The sequence below is a fragment of the Kitasatospora sp. NPDC048662 genome (genome assembly GCF_055587065.1).
The window spans coordinates 107926-122987 of the sequence record NZ_JBVJHA010000011.1 but is presented as its reverse complement, the minus strand read 5'-3'; the positions used below and the strand labels follow the sequence as shown (position 1 = coordinate 122987).

15 protein-coding genes are annotated in these 15062 nt (G+C 71.3%); 2 read left to right on the top strand and 13 right to left on the bottom strand.

The window, feature by feature from the left end; translation table 11 throughout:
* Nucleotides 1–40: 40 nt before the first annotated feature.
* The 10 genes from ruvA to pgsA form a co-directional block, all read right to left on the bottom strand.
* The gene (gene ruvA / locus ACZ6R9_RS26145; RefSeq protein WP_465540671.1) at nucleotides 41–652 is read right to left on the bottom strand and encodes a Holliday junction branch migration protein RuvA; all 612 of its coding nucleotides are present in this window, start codon (nucleotides 650–652) and stop codon (nucleotides 41–43) included.
* 126 nt (nucleotides 653–778) lie between these two features.
* Nucleotides 779–1480 (bottom strand): crossover junction endodeoxyribonuclease RuvC, encoded by a 702-nt coding sequence (gene ruvC / locus ACZ6R9_RS26140; RefSeq protein WP_465540669.1) that lies wholly within the window; start codon nucleotides 1478–1480, stop codon nucleotides 779–781.
* A gap of 122 nt (nucleotides 1481–1602) precedes the next feature.
* Complete coding sequence (locus ACZ6R9_RS26135; RefSeq protein WP_380488017.1) at nucleotides 1603–2358, bottom strand: YebC/PmpR family DNA-binding transcriptional regulator; 756 nt, start codon at nucleotides 2356–2358, stop codon at nucleotides 1603–1605.
* A gap of 91 nt (nucleotides 2359–2449) precedes the next feature.
* On the bottom strand, nucleotides 2450–3058 hold the full coding sequence (gene pdxT / locus ACZ6R9_RS26130) for a pyridoxal 5'-phosphate synthase glutaminase subunit PdxT (RefSeq protein ID WP_380488015.1): 609 nt from the start codon (nucleotides 3056–3058) through the stop codon (nucleotides 2450–2452).
* Nucleotides 3059–3181: 123 nt separating this feature from the next.
* Nucleotides 3182–4093 carry a pyridoxal 5'-phosphate synthase lyase subunit PdxS gene (gene pdxS, locus ACZ6R9_RS26125; RefSeq protein WP_380488013.1) on the bottom strand — a complete coding sequence of 304 codons (912 nt, stop codon included), beginning with the start codon at nucleotides 4091–4093 and terminating at the stop codon, nucleotides 3182–3184.
* A 155-nt stretch (nucleotides 4094–4248) separates the two neighbouring features.
* Nucleotides 4249–4794 (bottom strand): hypothetical protein, encoded by a 546-nt coding sequence (locus ACZ6R9_RS26120; RefSeq protein ID WP_380488011.1) that lies wholly within the window; start codon nucleotides 4792–4794, stop codon nucleotides 4249–4251.
* A 19-nt stretch (nucleotides 4795–4813) separates the two neighbouring features.
* On the bottom strand, nucleotides 4814–5176 hold the full coding sequence (locus ACZ6R9_RS26115; RefSeq protein ID WP_380488009.1) for an isomerase: 363 nt from the start codon (nucleotides 5174–5176) through the stop codon (nucleotides 4814–4816).
* A 27-nt stretch (nucleotides 5177–5203) separates the two neighbouring features.
* A complete protein-coding gene (locus tag ACZ6R9_RS26110; RefSeq protein ID WP_380488007.1) occupies nucleotides 5204–6376 on the bottom strand; it encodes a glycosyltransferase family 4 protein in 1173 nt (390 codons plus the stop codon).
* Entirely contained in the window at nucleotides 6373–7278 is a 906-nt protein-coding gene (locus ACZ6R9_RS26105) for a phosphatidylinositol mannoside acyltransferase (protein WP_380488005.1), read from the bottom strand. Before ACZ6R9_RS26105 ends, ACZ6R9_RS26110 begins: the two co-directional genes overlap by 4 nt.
* A complete protein-coding gene (gene pgsA / locus ACZ6R9_RS26100; RefSeq protein ID WP_380488003.1) occupies nucleotides 7275–7931 on the bottom strand; it encodes a phosphatidylinositol phosphate synthase in 657 nt (218 codons plus the stop codon). Before pgsA ends, ACZ6R9_RS26105 begins: the two co-directional genes overlap by 4 nt.
* A gap of 127 nt (nucleotides 7932–8058) precedes the next feature.
* Between pgsA and ACZ6R9_RS26095 the strand changes: the two genes are divergently transcribed.
* Complete coding sequence (locus ACZ6R9_RS26095) at nucleotides 8059–10074, top strand: elongation factor G (protein ID WP_465540664.1); 2016 nt, start codon at nucleotides 8059–8061, stop codon at nucleotides 10072–10074.
* Nucleotides 10075–10078: 4 nt separating this feature from the next.
* On the opposite strand, the gene ACZ6R9_RS26090 is transcribed toward ACZ6R9_RS26095, so the two are convergent.
* Complete coding sequence (locus ACZ6R9_RS26090) at nucleotides 10079–10501, bottom strand: thiol-disulfide oxidoreductase DCC family protein (RefSeq protein WP_380487999.1); 423 nt, start codon at nucleotides 10499–10501, stop codon at nucleotides 10079–10081.
* 165 nt (nucleotides 10502–10666) lie between these two features.
* On the opposite strand from ACZ6R9_RS26090, the gene ACZ6R9_RS26085 reads away from it, so the two are divergent.
* Nucleotides 10667–12310, top strand: coding sequence for a hypothetical protein (locus ACZ6R9_RS26085; RefSeq protein WP_465540662.1), 1644 nt, complete (start codon nucleotides 10667–10669; stop codon nucleotides 12308–12310).
* Nucleotides 12311–12384: 74 nt separating this feature from the next.
* Here the strand turns inward: ACZ6R9_RS26085 and ACZ6R9_RS26080 are convergent, their stop codons facing one another.
* Nucleotides 12385–12942: an HIT family protein gene (locus ACZ6R9_RS26080; RefSeq protein ID WP_043908607.1), complete on the bottom strand. Its 558-nt coding sequence runs from the start codon at nucleotides 12940–12942 to the stop codon at nucleotides 12385–12387.
* 132 nt (nucleotides 12943–13074) lie between these two features.
* Nucleotides 13075–15054 carry a threonine--tRNA ligase gene (thrS, locus tag ACZ6R9_RS26075; protein WP_380487994.1) on the bottom strand — a complete coding sequence of 660 codons (1980 nt, stop codon included), beginning with the start codon at nucleotides 15052–15054 and terminating at the stop codon, nucleotides 13075–13077.
* Nucleotides 15055–15062: the final 8 nt, after the last annotated feature.

Sequence of the window (15062 nt, the reverse complement as noted above, 5' to 3'; positions counted from 1 at the left end):
GTCGATTTGGTGACGGATCGTCAGGTCGCTTTGGCGCTGTTCAGCGGGCGCGGTTCAGCCCGCGCAGCGCGAGCCGCAGCAGCCCGCCCACGTCCGGCGTGGCCTGCGCCTCGGCCTCCGGCGTCACCCGGGCCACCGCCTCGTCCGCCTCCCGCGGAGCGTAGCCCAGGCCCACCAGCGCCGAATGCAGCTGCTCGTGCCAGGGCGCCGGGCCGGTCGCGACCGGCTTCTGCGCCGGGACCGTCCCGTGCGGGGCGCCCAGCTTGTCCTTGTACTCCAGCAGCAGCTTCGCCGCCTTCGCCTTGCCGATCCCCGGCACCGCGATCAGCGCCTTCTCGTCACCGCTCGCCACCGCGACGCGCAGTGCCTCCGGCGAGTGCACCCCCAGGATCGCCTGCGCCAGCTTCGGCCCCACGCCCGGCGCCGCCTGCAGCACCTCGAAGGTCGCGCGCTCGTCGTCGTCCGCGAAACCGAACAGCGTCAGCGAGTCCTCGCGGACCACCAGGGACGTCGCCAACCGCGCCACCTCCCCGACCCGCAGGGTCGCCAGCGTGTTCGGCGTGCACTGCACGGCCATCCCCACCCCGCCGACCTCCACCACGGCCACCCCGGCCCCGACCATGGCAACCGGCCCCTGCACAAAGGCGATCACGGCTTCGCACTGTCCTTTCGATGCTTGGAGGTGCGAGCTCCGAAAGTCGTTTTGCGGAGCTCGTCGGGGGCGCGGCCACGCGAAGCATTCACGCTTCCCCGCAGGGCAGCCCATGTTCTGCGCCCGTCAGGGGCGCGAGGAACTGCGCGACCGGCCCGGCACTCTGCCGTACGCCGCCCGGGGTGCGACTGGCTGCTGCTCGGGCGGATCTTGCCCTGTGACGTCTTCCGCTTCGCGCAGTTCCGCCCCCTCGCTTCGCTGGGGGGACCCCCAGCGCCCCTGAACGCGCGCCCCTCCGCCGCTGTGCCACCGGCCACTCTCGTGGGCCCGGATGGCCGCCGTCAGGCGGTTGGTCGTGCCGCCGCGCCAGATGTGGCAGATGGCGAGGGCCAGGGCGTCCGCCGCGTCGGCGGGCTTGGGCGGGGCGTCGAGCCGGAGCAGGCGGGTGACCATGGCGGTGACCTGGGCCTTGTCGGCCCGGCCGGAGCCGGTGACGGCGGCCTTGACCTCGCTGGGGGTGTGCAGGGTGACGGGGATGCCCCGGCGGGTCGCGCACAGGACGGCGACGGCCGAGGCCTGCGCGGTGCCCATCACCGTACGGACGTTGTGCTGCGCGAACACCCGCTCGACGGCGACGAGTTCGGGCGAGTAGCGGTCGAGCCACTCCTCCAGCCCGCGCTCGACGGCGAGCAGCCGCGGCCCGAGGTCGTCCCCCGGCGGCGTCCGCACGACGCCCACGCCGAGCATCGTCAACTGCCGCCCGGGCAGCCCCTCGACGACTCCGACGCCGCACCTGGTCAGCCCAGGGTCCACACCCAGCACTCGCACGAGCCCTGCCCCACCTCTCTCCGACCTGCGAAGGCTACCCCTGGCCACGGACAAGCGTCCCCGGACACGCCTCCGCCCGGCGGCCGCGAGCAGCCACCGGGCGGAGGTACCGAAGCCGGAACTCAGGCGTCCAGCTCGGCCATGATCTCGTCCGAGACGTCGAAGTTGGCGAAGACGTTCTGCACGTCGTCGCTGTCCTCCAGCGCGTCGATCAGCTTGAAGATCTTGCGGGCGCCGTCGGCGTCCAGCTCGACCTGCATGCTGGGCACGAAGTTGGCGTCGGCCGAGTCGTAGTCGACGCCCGCGTCGACCAGGGCGGTGCGGACGGCGACCATGTCGGTGGCCTCGGAGATCACCTCGAAGGCCTCGCCGAGGTCGGTGACCTCTTCGGCGCCGGCGTCCAGCACGATGTCCAGGATCTTGTCCTCGTCCACGCCGTCGGCCTTGGGGACGATCACGACGCCCTTGCGGTTGAACAGGTAGGACACCGAGCCCGGGTCGGCCATGCTGCCGCCGTTGCGGGTCATCGCGACGCGGACGTCGGAGGCCGCGCGGTTGCGGTTGTCGGTGAGGCACTCGATCAGGACGGCCACGCCGTTCGGGCCGTAGCCCTCGTACATGATCGTCGAGTAGTCGGCGCCGCCGGCCTCCGCACCGGAGCCGCGCTTGACGGCCCGGTTGATGTTGTCGATCGGGACGGAGCTCTTCTTCGCCTTCTGGATGGCGTCGTAGAGCGTCGGGTTGCCCGCGGGGTCGCCGCCGCCGGTACGCGCCGCCACCTCGATGTTCTTGATCATCTTGGCGAAGAGCTTGCCGCGCTTGGCGTCGATCGCGGCCTTCTTGTGCTTGGTGGTAGCCCACTTAGAGTGGCCGGACATCGCCAGCTCCTTTTCGTCGCCAATGGGAAATGAACAGGGGAGATCTTACCGGTGCCGCACCACGGGGTGGCACACGGTCACAACGTCGCGCCTAGCGCGCGGCGGCCTCGACCATGCGGACGAAGTACTCGTGGACGCGGTGGTCGCCGGTCAGCTCCGGGTGGAAGGAGGTGGCCAGCAGGTTGCCCTGGCGGACCGCCACGATCCGGGCGTCCGGGCCGTCGGCGGCGGGCACCTCGGCCAGCACCTCGACGCCCGCGCCGACCGACTCGACCCAGGGGGCGCGGATGAACACGCCGGTGACCGGCTCGGCCATTCCGGAGAACGGGATGGCCGTCTCGAAGGACTCGTTCTGCCGGCCGAAGGCGTTCCGGCGGACCGTCATGTCGATGCCGCCGACGGTCTCCTGGTCGTCCCGGCCGTCCAGGATCTTGTCCGCCAGCATGATCATGCCGGCGCAGGTGCCGTAGACCGGCATGCCGGCCCGGACGCGCTCGCGCAGCGGGTCCATCAGGTCGAACAGCACGGCCAGCTTGGAGATGGTGGTGGACTCTCCGCCCGGCATCACCAGGGCGTCGACCTCGGCGAGCTCCTCGGGACGGCGGACCGGCCGGGCCAGCGCGTCGGCGGCGGCCAGCGCCACCAGGTGCTCACGGACGTCGCCCTGCAGGGCGAGGACACCGATGGTGGGGGTGCTCACGGTTTGTCACTACCTCTTCATCTCGAACTACGGGCCGGAAAAGCCCACGGAGCGGCCCGCCGCGCCGATTGCTCGCGCGGCGGGCCGGAGCCGGGAGGTACGGGCCGGGAAGGCCCGCGAGTCTTACCAGCCGCGGTTGGCGTAGCGCTCGGACTCCGGCAGGGTGTCGCAGTTGATGCCGACCATGGCCTCGCCCAGGTTGCGGGAGGCGTCCGCGATGATCTTCGGGTCGTCGAAGAAGGTGGTGGCCTTCACGATGGCGGCGGCGCGCTTGGCCGGGTCGCCCGACTTGAAGATGCCGGAGCCGACGAACACGCCCTCGGCGCCCAGCTGACGCATCAGCGCGGCGTCGGCCGGGGTGGCCACGCCACCGGCGGAGAACAGCACGACCGGCAGCTTGCCGAGCTCGGCGACCTCGCGGACCAGCTCGTACGGGGCGCGCAGCTCCTTGGCGGCGGCGTACAGCTCGTTGTTGTCGAAGCCGCGCAGCTTGGCGATCTCGTTCTTGATCTGGCGCAGGTGGCGGACGGCCTCGACCACGTTGCCGGTGCCGGCCTCGCCCTTGGAGCGGATCATGGCCGCGCCCTCGGCGATGCGGCGCAGGGCCTCGCCCAGGTTGGTGGCGCCGCAGACGAAGGGGGTGGTGAACGCCCACTTGTCGGAGTGGTTGATCTCGTCGGCCGGGGTGAGCACCTCGGACTCGTCGATGTAGTCGACGCCGAGCGACTGCAGGACCTGGGCCTCGACGAAGTGGCCGATGCGGGACTTGGCCATCACCGGGATGGAGACCGCGTTGATGATCTCCTCGATCATGTTCGGGTCGGACATCCGGGCCACGCCGCCGTCCTTGCGGATGTCGGCGGGCACGCGCTCCAGGGCCATCACGGCGACCGCGCCGGCGTCCTCGGCGATCTTCGCCTGCTCGGCGTTGACCACGTCCATGATCACACCGCCCTTGAGCTGCTCGGCCATGCCGCGCTTGACCCGGGCGGTACCGATCTGCGGCTGGTCTGCGGTGGTGGGGGTGGTGGACACGTAAGACCTCACTCAGGGATGAACCGGTGCTATCGACCTATCGTAGGCCCGAGGGGGTCCGGACCCATACGCCACATGGTCCAGCGCCAAACACGGCATACGACAAACAGGCCAGAGCACCACGGGGGAAACAGTGGGCGGACCCGGTGCCCAGCCTACGCGGGAGCACCTTCCGGCGTGAGCGCCGTCGGCGGCTCGTCGTCCATCTCGAAAGCCATCGGGAACGGCGCCCGCCCCGCCAGCCGGAAGTAGCGCACCAGCCGGTGCTCACGCACCGCGCGGGCCGCCCGTACCGCGTCGTTGTGGAAACGCCGCGCCATCGGCACCCGGCGCACCGCCTCCACCAGGTCGCGCACGGCCTCCTCGCCGCCCGGCGCCGCCCGCAGCGCCGCCACCTGCTCCGGCTCGTCCAGCACGGCGCGCAGCGCGATGCTCAGCTCGCTCTCCGCCACCTCGCGCTGCTCGTCCTGCGCCTGCCGCGCCCCGTGCGCGGCCTCCAGCAGCAGGATCGACGCGGCCGGGTCGAGCAGCGAGGAGGTGGCCAGCTCCATCGCCACCGAGGCCCGGCGCAGCAACTGGGCGTCCAGCGAGGCCTTGGCGGCGTCGATCCGGGCGTGCAGACGGTCGAGCCTGCCCGCCGTCCAGCTCAGATAGACGGCGAACAGTACGACGGCCGCGAGGGCCCAGATCCAGGTAGTCACGGGGCGTTACGGTACCGGCTCAGCCGCCGAAGACCGCCGAGCGGTAGGAGTCCCGGTCGGTCTCGGTGACCGACACGGCCGCCTGCACCGCCCCCGGATCCGCCCCCAGGTACTCCGGCAGCGCGGCCACCGCCGCCTCCGCGAGCGCCGCCTTGGCCTGCGGCGAACGCCCCGGGAAGATCTCGAACTCGATCACCACCAGCGCGAAGGTCTCCGCGTCCGCGCCGACCACCGCCTCCTCGGTCCGCCGGAAACGGGTCTTGCAGGCCTCCGGCTTGGCGTCGATCAGCTTCACGGCCAGCCGGTTCAGGGCCAGGCCGAAGCCGCGCCGGTCCAGGCAGTCGGCGAGCCGGTCGGTGTAGTCGACGGTGATCAGCGGCATGGTGGTACCTCTCGCGAGCAGGGTGGTTCAACGACCAAGACGCGAACGCCAGCCGGACGGTTCGGCCTCGGCGACCGGCGGACGACCGTCCGTGACGGTCTCGTACACCGACAGCACCTCCGCGCCGACGGTCTCCCAGTCGAAACGCCGCACGTGCCGGGACGCGGCCGCGCGCAGCGCCTGCAGCCGTTCGGGGCTGCCGAGCAGCTTGACCGCCGCCGCGGCCAGCGCGTCCGCGTCCTCCACCGGGAACAGCTCACCGGCCGCGCCGCCGTCCAGCACCTGGCGGAACGCGTCCAGATCACTGGCCAGCACCGGCGCACCCGCCGACATCGCCTCGACCAGGATGATGCCGAAGGACTCGCCGCCGGTGTTCGGCGCCACGTAGAGGTCGACACTGCGCAGCAGCCGGGCCTTGTCGTGGTCGGAGACCATGCCGAGGAACTCGACCTGGGCCCGCACCTCGGCGGGCAGCCCGGCCACCGCCTCCTCCTCGTCGCCCTTGCCGGCCACCAGCAGCCGCACCCCGGGGCGCTCCTCCAGGATCCGCGGCAGCGCCGCCAGCAGCGTCGGCAGGCCCTTGCGCGGCTCGTTGATCCGGCCGATGAAGCCGATGGTGCCCGGCCCGCCGGCGTCCGCCCGGCCCTGCCAGCGCGGCTCCGGCTCGGCGTCCGCGAAGAACCGCACGTCCACGCCGTTCGGGATCACCACCGCGTCGCCGCCCAGGTGCTCCACCAGGGTGCGCCGCGCGTACTCCGACACCGCGATCCGCGCCGACATCTTCTCCAGCCCCGGCTGCAGGATCGGCGAGGCCGCCAGCATCGCCCGCGACCGCGGGTTCGAGGTGTGGAACGTCCCGACCATCGGCCCGGACGCCGCCCAGGCCGCCAGCATCGACAGCGACGGCGAGTTCGGCTCGTGCACGTGCAGGATGTCGAACCGGCCCTCGCGCAGCCAGCGCCGCACCCGCGCCGCCGACAGGATGCCGAAACTCAGCCGCGCCACCGACCCGTTGTACGGCACCGCGACGGCCCGCCCCGCGGACACCACGTACGGCGGCAGCGCCTCCTCGTCCTCCGCCGGAGCCAGCACCGACACCTCGTGACCCAGCCGGATCAGGTGCTCCGCCAAGTCCCGGATGTGGAACTGCACACCGCCCGGCACGTCCCAGTCGTACGGGCACACCACGCCGATCCTCACGACTCGGCCCTCCGCGGCGTCAGATCCGCCAGCCACAGCTTCTGCAGCATGTGCCAGTCCACCGCGTGCTCACGGATCGACTCCGCCCACACATCGGCCATCTCCTGCGTCATCACCGCGACCTGCTCCTGCCGCTCCCCTTGGCCGGACGGCACCACCTCCGGGTGCACCTCCGCACGCAGCACCGGCCCGTCGTACCAGAGCGTCACCGGGAACAGCGCCGCACCCGTACGCTGCGCGAGCGCCGCCGGGCCGGCCGGCATCCGGGTCGGCTCACCGAAGAAGTCCACCTGGATCCCGGCCTCCGACAGGTCCCGGTCACCGACCAGGCACACCAGCTTGCCCTCACGCAGCCGCCGCGCCAGCGTCCCCACCACCGACACACTGGAGCCGGTCAGCGCCAGCACCTCCATGCCGAGGCTCTCCCGGTACGCCACGAACCGGTCGAACAGCGACTCCGGCTTCAACCGCTCCGCGACCGTGGTGAACGGGAACCCGCCCGCCGACGCGATCCACGCGCCCGCCAGATCCCAGTTCGCCATGTGCGGCAGCGCCAGCACCGCGCCGCGCCCCGCCGCCATCGCCTCGTTCAGCTGGTCCAGGCCCTTGACCGTTATCGCCTGCGCGACCCGCTCCCGGCTCCAGGTCGGCAGCCGGAACGACTCCATCCAGTACCGCATGTACGAGCGCATCCCGGCCCGGGACAACTCCCGCAGCCGCGCCGCGTCCGCATCCGGACGGACCCGCGCCAGGTTGGCCTCCAGCTGCCGCACCCCCTTGCCCTGCCGCCGCCACGCCACATCCGCGATGACGTTGAACAGGCCGCGGGCCATCGGCTCCGGCAGGTGCTTCAGCCCCGCCCAGCCGGCCGCGTAGGCCGTGTCGACCAACCGCTCCTTCATTCGCCCCCCTTGACGGCGCCCGCCGCCTCCAGCTCCGCCGACTCCCGGCGCACCGTCAGCATCCGCTGCGCCACCGTCACCAGGCTGCCCACCGCGACCACCCACAGGGCGACCGGCAGCAGCCACTCGATGTACGGCACCCCGAACTTGTGCAGGCCCGCGAAACCGGCCGCCACCAGGCTGATCACCAGCCGCTCGGCCCGCTCCACCAGCCCCGACACGTTCACCGGGAATCCCAGGGACTCGCCGCGCGCCTTCGTGTACGACACCACCTGGCCACTGGCCAGACAGAACATCGCCACCGCGCACAGCAGGTTGTTGTCACCCTTACCGGCGTACCACATCGCCAGGCCGCCGAAAATCGCCGCGTCGGCGACCCGGTCGAGCGTGGAGTCCAGGAACGCCCCCCACTTGCTGGACCGGCCCGCCTGGCGGGCCATGTTGCCGTCCACCAGGTCGGAGAAGATGAACAGGGTGATGGTGATCGTGCCCCAGAAGAACTCCCCGCGCGGGAAGAACACCAGGGCGCCCGCCACCGAACCGGCCGTTCCGATCAGCGTGACCGCATCCGGACTGACACCCCACCGCAGCAGCATCGCCGCGAACGGGGTGAGGACACGTGTGAAGAAGCCACGCGCGTACTTGTTGAGCATGGCCTTCCGGTCCGCTCCGCTCCTCGGATTGGCACCCGCGAGCCGCTTGCCCGCCGGGCGGCCGCGCGGATGGCCCCGCCCGGCTGGACAATGGTATCCACGCTGATCGAGCGGCAGGAGGCCAGCCATGCCGGACCGGACAGCCCACTCCCCCGCCACGCCCGCCGACCGACCCGGCCGGCTCCGCAACCTCGCCCTGGTCGGGGCGGCCGGAGCCGGCAAAACCACCCTCGCCGAAGCCCTCGCCGTCACCGCCGGCGCCCTGACCAGGCCCGGAACCGTGCCCGACGGCACCACCGCCGCCGACTGGGAGGACATCGAGCACCAGCAACAGCGCTCCGTCCAGTTCGCGCTCCTCCCGCTGCCCTGGCAGGACCTCACCGTCAACGTCCTCGACACACCCGGCTACGCCGACTTCGCCGGCGAACTCCACGCCGCCCTGCGCGCCGCCGAAGCCGCCGTGTTCGTGCACTCCGCCGCCGACGAAACCGTCGCCCGCCCCGTCCAGGCCCTGTGGCAGCAGTGCGAAGCCGCCCACCTGCCGCGCGCCCTCGCCCTCACCCACCTCAACACCACCCGGGTCCGCCTCGACGACGTCCTGCGCATGCTCCAGGACACCCTCGGCACCCCCGACACCGTCCGCCTGCTGCACCACCCCGACCTGCGCGACGGCCACCTGCACGGCACCACCGACCTGCTCACCGGCCACGCCTACGGCCACCCCGAGGACCCCGGCGACCTCACCGCCGAACGCGCCCGGCTGGTCGAAGCCCTCGCCGGCGAGGACGACACCCTGATGGAGCGCTACCTCGACGGCGCCGACCTCGACACCGCCGCCCTCACCGCCGGACTGCGCCGCGAATTCCTGGCCGGCACCCTGCACCCCGTCCTCGCCACCGCCCCCGACGGCACCGGCTGCGACGCCCTGCTCGACCTGGCCGCCACCGCCTTCCCCTCCCCCGCCGACCGCGCCGACGACCTCCCCGCCGCCGACCCCGACGCCCCCCTCACCGCCCAGATCGTCCAGACCGGCGAGGACCCCTACCTCGGCCGCCTCAGCCTGCTGCGGATCTTCACCGGCACCCTGCGCCCCGACACCACCGCCCACCTGCCCGACGGCACCGAGGAACGCCTCACCACCCTGCACAGCCCCTTCGGCCACCAGCTGCGCCCCGTCCCGCAGGCCGTCGCCGGCGACCTCGTCACCGTCGTCAAACTCGCCACCGCCCGCACCGGCGACACCCTCGGCACCGACCACACCGTGCTACCGCCCTGGCCCCTGCCCGAAGCCCTGCTGCCCACCGCCGTCCAGGCCCGCTCCAAGGCCGACGAGGACAAGCTCTCCCAGGCCCTCGGCCGGCTCACCGCCCAGGACCCGGCGCTGCGCGTCGAACAGAACCCCGACACCCACCAGCTCGTCCTGTGGTGCACCGGCGAGGCCCACCTCGCCGTCACCCTCGACCGGCTCGCCACCCGCCACGGTGTCCACGTCGAGACCGTCCCCTACGAGGTCGCCCTGCGCGAAACCTTCGCCGCCCCCGCCAGCGGCCACGGCCGGCACGTCAAACAGTCCGGCGGCCACGGCCAGTACGCGATCTGCGACCTCACCGTGGAGCCCCTGCCCGGCGGCGGCTTCGAATTCGTCGACCAGGTCGTCGGCGGCTCCGTCCCGCGCAACTTCATCCCGTCCGTCGAGAAGGGCGTCCGCGCCCAACTCGCCCACGGCCTGCACGGCCACCCGATGACCGACGTCCGGGTCACCCTCACCGACGGCAAGGCACACTCCGTCGACTCCTCCGACGCCGCCTTCCAGACCGCCGCCGCACTCGCCCTCAAGGAAGCCGCCGGCCACACCGACGTCCGGGTCCTGGAACCCGTGGACGAAGTCCGGGTGCTGCTGCCGGACGAGTACCAGGGCGCCGTCCTGACCGACCTGTCCGCCCGCCGCGGCCACGTCCTCGGCACCGAGATCGGCGGGCCGGGACTGAGCCTGGTCCGCGCCGAAGTCCCCGAACTCGAACTCACCCGCTACTCGCTCGACCTGCGCTCCCTGTCGCACGGAACCGGCCAGTTCACCCGCAGCTACCTGCGCCACGCGCCGATGCCCGCCCACCTCGCCGCCGAGTACGCCGCGGCGGGCTGAGCCGCTACGAACGGCGCGGCAGCGCACACGCCTTGGTGCCGCCCGGCATCTGGTCCCGGTGCCGCGCCACCCAGCGGTAGGCCACGTCCGCGAGCGGCCGCACCGGCGCCAGCGCCAACAGGCCGCCCGCCCACGCCCACAGCCCGCCCGACCGCATCAACAGCCGCGCCACCGCCTGCGCACCGCCGTACACCTTGCGGTCCGGCGTGATCCACAACACCTCGCGGGAGGCCCGCTCCTGCGACACCTGCCCGCCGGTGAACTCCGCCAGCGCCTCCAGATCCGCGAACTGGAACGCCACCGCCTCCCACCCCGCCGAGGACAGGCTCTGCCGCGGGTAGCGCTCCGCCCACCGCACGCAGCTCGAACAGAACGCGCAATCACCGTCGAAAACCAGCACCGGCTCCGGTGCGGAGGCACTCGTCATGGCGCGATCCTAAACCCGTGCGTCGAAGTCCCCCCGGCAGGGCAACATCTTCCCGAAACCAGCCTTGACGGCCGAGATGTGACCAAGGATCAGTTGATGATCCGCACAGTCGGGCCGCCACGCGGTAACCTGCCGCAGACCATCAGGGGAGGAGGAGCTGCTCAGGTGACTCAGCTCGACATGACGCCGGGCGCACAGGTACCACGGACGGACGTCGGTCATCAGACCGCGGTCACCCAGGCGTTCTCCTCCGCCGCCTATCGCACCGGCGACTACAACGAACTCGAAGCGCTCGCCGGAGTCTCGGTCAAGCCCGGCAAGTTCGCCCTGTTCCGGCCCAGCGCCGGCGAGGCGTTCAGCCGCGCCCTGATCGACCGCACCCTCGGCGGCGGCCGCAAACCCATCGTGCCCTCGCACGGCACCGACGTCCGCATGGTCGTCGAGCACTGCCTCGCCGCCCAGGACCTGCGCGAGGCCCGCGACCGCCGGCTCGCCACCCTCAGCGTGGTCTGCGGCCTGCTCTTCCTGCCCGGCACGCTGATCTGGCTCGCCGCGTACCAGGCCCGGGCCTGGCTCGGCACCAAGAAGTCCGCCGCCAAGGACGGGCTCATCGGCACGCTCGCCCTGCTGGTCGCCGCCGGCCTCGCCGTGCTGCTGGCGATCCGGCCACCGGCCCACGGCCTGCTCGGCCTCTACTGCCGTGTGATGATGATCGGCCCGGTCCTCGGCTGGTACCTCGCCAGGCGCACCGTGGTCACCTCCGTCATGCAGCAGCGCGCCCGCTGGGGCGACCTGGTCGGCGGCAACGCGGTGGCCGCCATCGTCCCCAAGGCCGTCCCCAAGGACGACCTCGACAAGAAGGCCAACGAACTCCGGGCCGGCCTCGAGCGTCTCAACCGCGAACAGAACACCAACGTCCAGCACTACGCCAACACCAAGGGCATCCTCGGCATCGGCGCCCGCTGGGCCGAGTGGTCACTGCGCGAGGACCTCCGCCCCGCCGAGGGCCACCCCGACTTCCGTACCTTCCACGTCTGGGACCTCGCCCGCCGGATCACCGACCGCCTCGGCGCCCTCAGCGGCAGCGAAGTCCCCAACGGCGGCCTGCCCAAGCCGCAGATCAGCCACTGGGCGGTGCTGGACATCGGCGAGGGCGCCGACGAGATCGGCCGCCCCTCCGGCCCCGAGATGGACGGCGACCGGATGCGCGACTTCGCCGTCTCGGAACTCGCCAACAAGCAGAGCGTCGGCAACGACACCCGGCACCGCATCGCCGTCCAATTCGTGCTGCACAAGGGCCAGTTGGTCACCACCGTGGTGGTCAGCATCATGGTCCTCTCGCACAGCCTCCAGGTCACCGCCACCGCGCACGCTCTCGGCCCGATCGCCGGCTACTTCGGCGCCAAGCCCAAGACCCCCGAGAAGGACGTCCCCAAGACCCTCCGGTTCTGGGAGAACCGCACCGTCCAACTCCCCATCGTCACCGACGACGAGATCGTCCGGCAGGCCGTCCGCGCCCCCTTCCACAAGATTCCCAGCCTGCAGAAGTGGCTCGGCGGCTCCATCGGCCTCCCCGAACCCCTGTGCCTGCGCCAGGCCTGGGCCGACCCCGCCTGGAACAGCCGCTTCAAGTCCGACGACGCGCTGTACATCCCCACCCCCGTGGTCGGCCTGATCCACGCCGCCGTCGTCGAGTTCCTCGACGAGCACGACGTCGCCACCGACCGGATCGCCAACCGCTCCAACATCATCCGCGCCGAGATGCAGGGCACCCGCCCGTTCCGCGCCGACAAGTACGACGCCGGATAACCCCCGGCACACAGACGGCAGGGGCCGGGCGGGAACATCTCCCGCCCGGCCCCTGCCGGTTGCTCACCACCGCATCAAACCGGCCAGACCTCGGCCAGCACCTTCCGGGTGTCCGCCAGCAACTGCGGCAGCACCTTCGTGTGCCCCACCACCGGCATGAAGTTGGTGTCCCCACCCCAGCGCGGCACCACATGCTGGTGCAGGTGCGCCGCGATCCCGGCCCCCGCCGCCGCGCCCTGGTTCATCCCGATGTTGAACCCGTGCGCGCCCGACGCCGCCCGCAGCGCCGTCATCGCCTTCTTGGTGAACTCCCCGAGCTCCGCCGTCTCCGGCCCGTCCAACTCGGTGTAGTCCGCGACGTGCCGGTACGGCACCACCATCAAGTGCCCACCGTTGTACGGGTACAGGTTCAGCACCGCGAACACCGACTCGCCGCGCTGCACGATCAGCCCGTCCTCGTCGCTCAGCTTCGGGATCGAACAGAACGGACAACCGTCGTCCGGAGCCGGCCCGGTGGGCTTGTTCTCGCCCTGGATGTACGCCATCCGATGAGGTGTCCACAGGCGACGGAAGCCGTCCGGCTCCCCCACGCCCCGCTGCAGTTCCGGCTCACTCGTCATGCCCGCCAGCATATGCTCCACACCTCGCGAACCAAGCAGTACGGGGCAGACTCCCGAAGGAGACTGCCCCGCACCGTGTCCCACCGTTCAGCTGGAACTCAACCTGCCAGAGCGTGGATCACCCCCGTTCACACGGGGACAGCATCACACCTGGATCCGGCTCCGCACCGCCTCAACGATCTCGGCGATCGCCTGGTCACGCGGCACGCCGTTCTTCTGCTCGCCGTTGCGGTAGCGGAACGACACCGCGCCGGCCTCGACGTCGTCGTTGCCCGCGATCAGCATGTACGGAGTCTTCGCCCGCTGAGCATTCCTGATCTTCTTCTGCATCCGGTCGTCCGAGGTGTCGACCTCGACCCGGATCCCGTGCTTCTTCAACTCGGCCGCCACGTCCAGCAGGTACGGGACATGCTCGTCGGTGATCGGGATGCCGGTCACGGTGACCGGGGCCAGCCACGGCGGCATGGCGCCAGCGTAGTGCTCCAGCAGCACCGCGAAGAAGCGCTCGATCGAGCCGAACAGCGCACGGTGGATCATGACCGGCCGCTGCCGCGAGCCGTCCGCCGCCGTGTACTCGAGATCGAACCGGTTCGGCAGGTTGAAGTCCAACTGCACGGTCGACATCTGCCAGGTACGGCCGATCGCGTCCCGAGCCTGCACCGAGATCTTCGGGCCGTAGAAGGCCGCGCCGCCCGGGTCCGGCACCAGCGGGAGGCCCTGCTTCTCGGCCACGCTGGCGAGGACCGCGGTGGCCTCCTCCCAATCCTCATCCGATCCGACAAACTTCTCCGGGTCCTTGGTGGACAGCTCCAGGTAGAAGTCGTTCAGACCGTAGTCGCGCAGCAGGTCCAGGACGAAGGTCAGCGTGCGGTCCAGCTCGTCGGCCATCTGCTCGCGGGTGCAGTAGATGTGCGCGTCGTCCTGCGTGAAGCCGCGGGCGCGGGTCAGGCCGTGCACCACGCCGGACTTCTCGTACCGGTACACGGTGCCGAACTCGAACAGGCGCAGCGGCAGTTCACGGTACGAGCGGCCGCGCGCGTCGAAGATCAGGTTGTGCATCGGGCAGTTCATGGGCTTGAGGTAGTAGTCCGTGCCCTCGTCGAGCTGCATGGGGGGGTACATGCCGTCGGCGTACCAGTCGAGGTGGCCGCTGGTCTCGAACAGCTTCCCCTTGGTGGCGTGCGGGGTGTAGACGAACTCGTAGCCCTCTTCCTCGTGCCGCTTGCGCGAGTAGTCCTCCATGGTGCGGCGGATGATGCCGCCCTTGGGGTGGAAGACGGCGAGGCCGGAGCCGATCTGCTCGGGGATGGAGAACAGGTCGAGCTCGGTGCCGAGCTTGCGGTGGTCGCGCTTGGCGGCCTCCTCCAGGAAGTCGAGGTGGGCCTTCAGCTCTTCCTTGGTGGGCCACGCGGTGCCGTAGAGGCGCTGCAGCATGGGGTTTTTCTCGCTGCCGCGCCAGTAGGCGGCGGCGGAGCGCATCAGCTTGAACGCCGGGATGTGCCGGGTGCTGGGCAGGTGCGGGCCGCGGCAGAGGTCGCCCCAGCAGACCTCGCCGGTCTTGGGGTCGATGTTGTCGTAGATGGTGAGTTCGCCGGCGCCGACCTCGACGTCGGCGCCCTCACCGGCGGTGGCGGCGGAGCCCTTGAGGCCGATCAGCTCCAGCTTGTAGGGCTCCTTGGCGAGCTCCTCGCGGGCGGCCTCGTCGGTGACCACGCGGCGGGAGAACTTCTGCCCCCGCTTGATGATCTCCTGCATGCGCTTCTCGATGGTCTTGAGGTCGTCCGGGTGGAACGGCTTCTCGACGTCGAAGTCGTAGTAGAAGCCGTCGCGGACGGGCGGGCCGATGCCGAGCTTGGCCTCGGGGAAGACCTGCTGGACGGCCTGGGCCATGACGTGCGCGGTGGAGTGCCGCAGGATGTCGAGGCCGTCGGGGCTGGAGATCTCGACGGGCTCGACCTCGTCGCCGTCCTGGACGGCGTAGGCGAGGTCCTTGAGCTGGCCGCCGACGCGGGCGGCGATCACGGCGCGGTCGTCGGCGAAGAGCTCGGCGGCCGTAGTGCCCGTGGTCACCACGCGCTCTTCCCGATCGGGTTCGCGGTTGATGATGATCCGGACGTCCGTCACCGGTCTCT

What these genes read in the sequence shown, in the direction of transcription:
- ACZ6R9_RS26105 (WP_380488005.1), bottom strand. Translation starts at nt 7,278, where the DNA reads ATGAAGGAGCGGTTGGTCGACACGGCCTACGCGGCCGGCTGGGCGGGG.
- ACZ6R9_RS26090 (WP_380487999.1), bottom strand. Translation starts at nt 10,501, where the DNA reads ATGACGAGTGCCTCCGCACCGGAGCCGGTGCTGGTTTTCGACGGTGAT.
- ACZ6R9_RS26080 (WP_043908607.1), bottom strand. Translation starts at nt 12,942, where the DNA reads ATGCTGGCGGGCATGACGAGTGAGCCGGAACTGCAGCGGGGCGTGGGG.
- ACZ6R9_RS26135 (WP_380488017.1), bottom strand. Translation starts at nt 2,358, where the DNA reads ATGTCCGGCCACTCTAAGTGGGCTACCACCAAGCACAAGAAGGCCGCG.
- ACZ6R9_RS26095 (WP_465540664.1), top strand. Translation starts at nt 8,059, where the DNA reads ATGCCGGACCGGACAGCCCACTCCCCCGCCACGCCCGCCGACCGACCC.
- pgsA (WP_380488003.1), bottom strand. Translation starts at nt 7,931, where the DNA reads ATGCTCAACAAGTACGCGCGTGGCTTCTTCACACGTGTCCTCACCCCG.
- ACZ6R9_RS26115 (WP_380488009.1), bottom strand. Translation starts at nt 5,176, where the DNA reads ATGCCGCTGATCACCGTCGACTACACCGACCGGCTCGCCGACTGCCTG.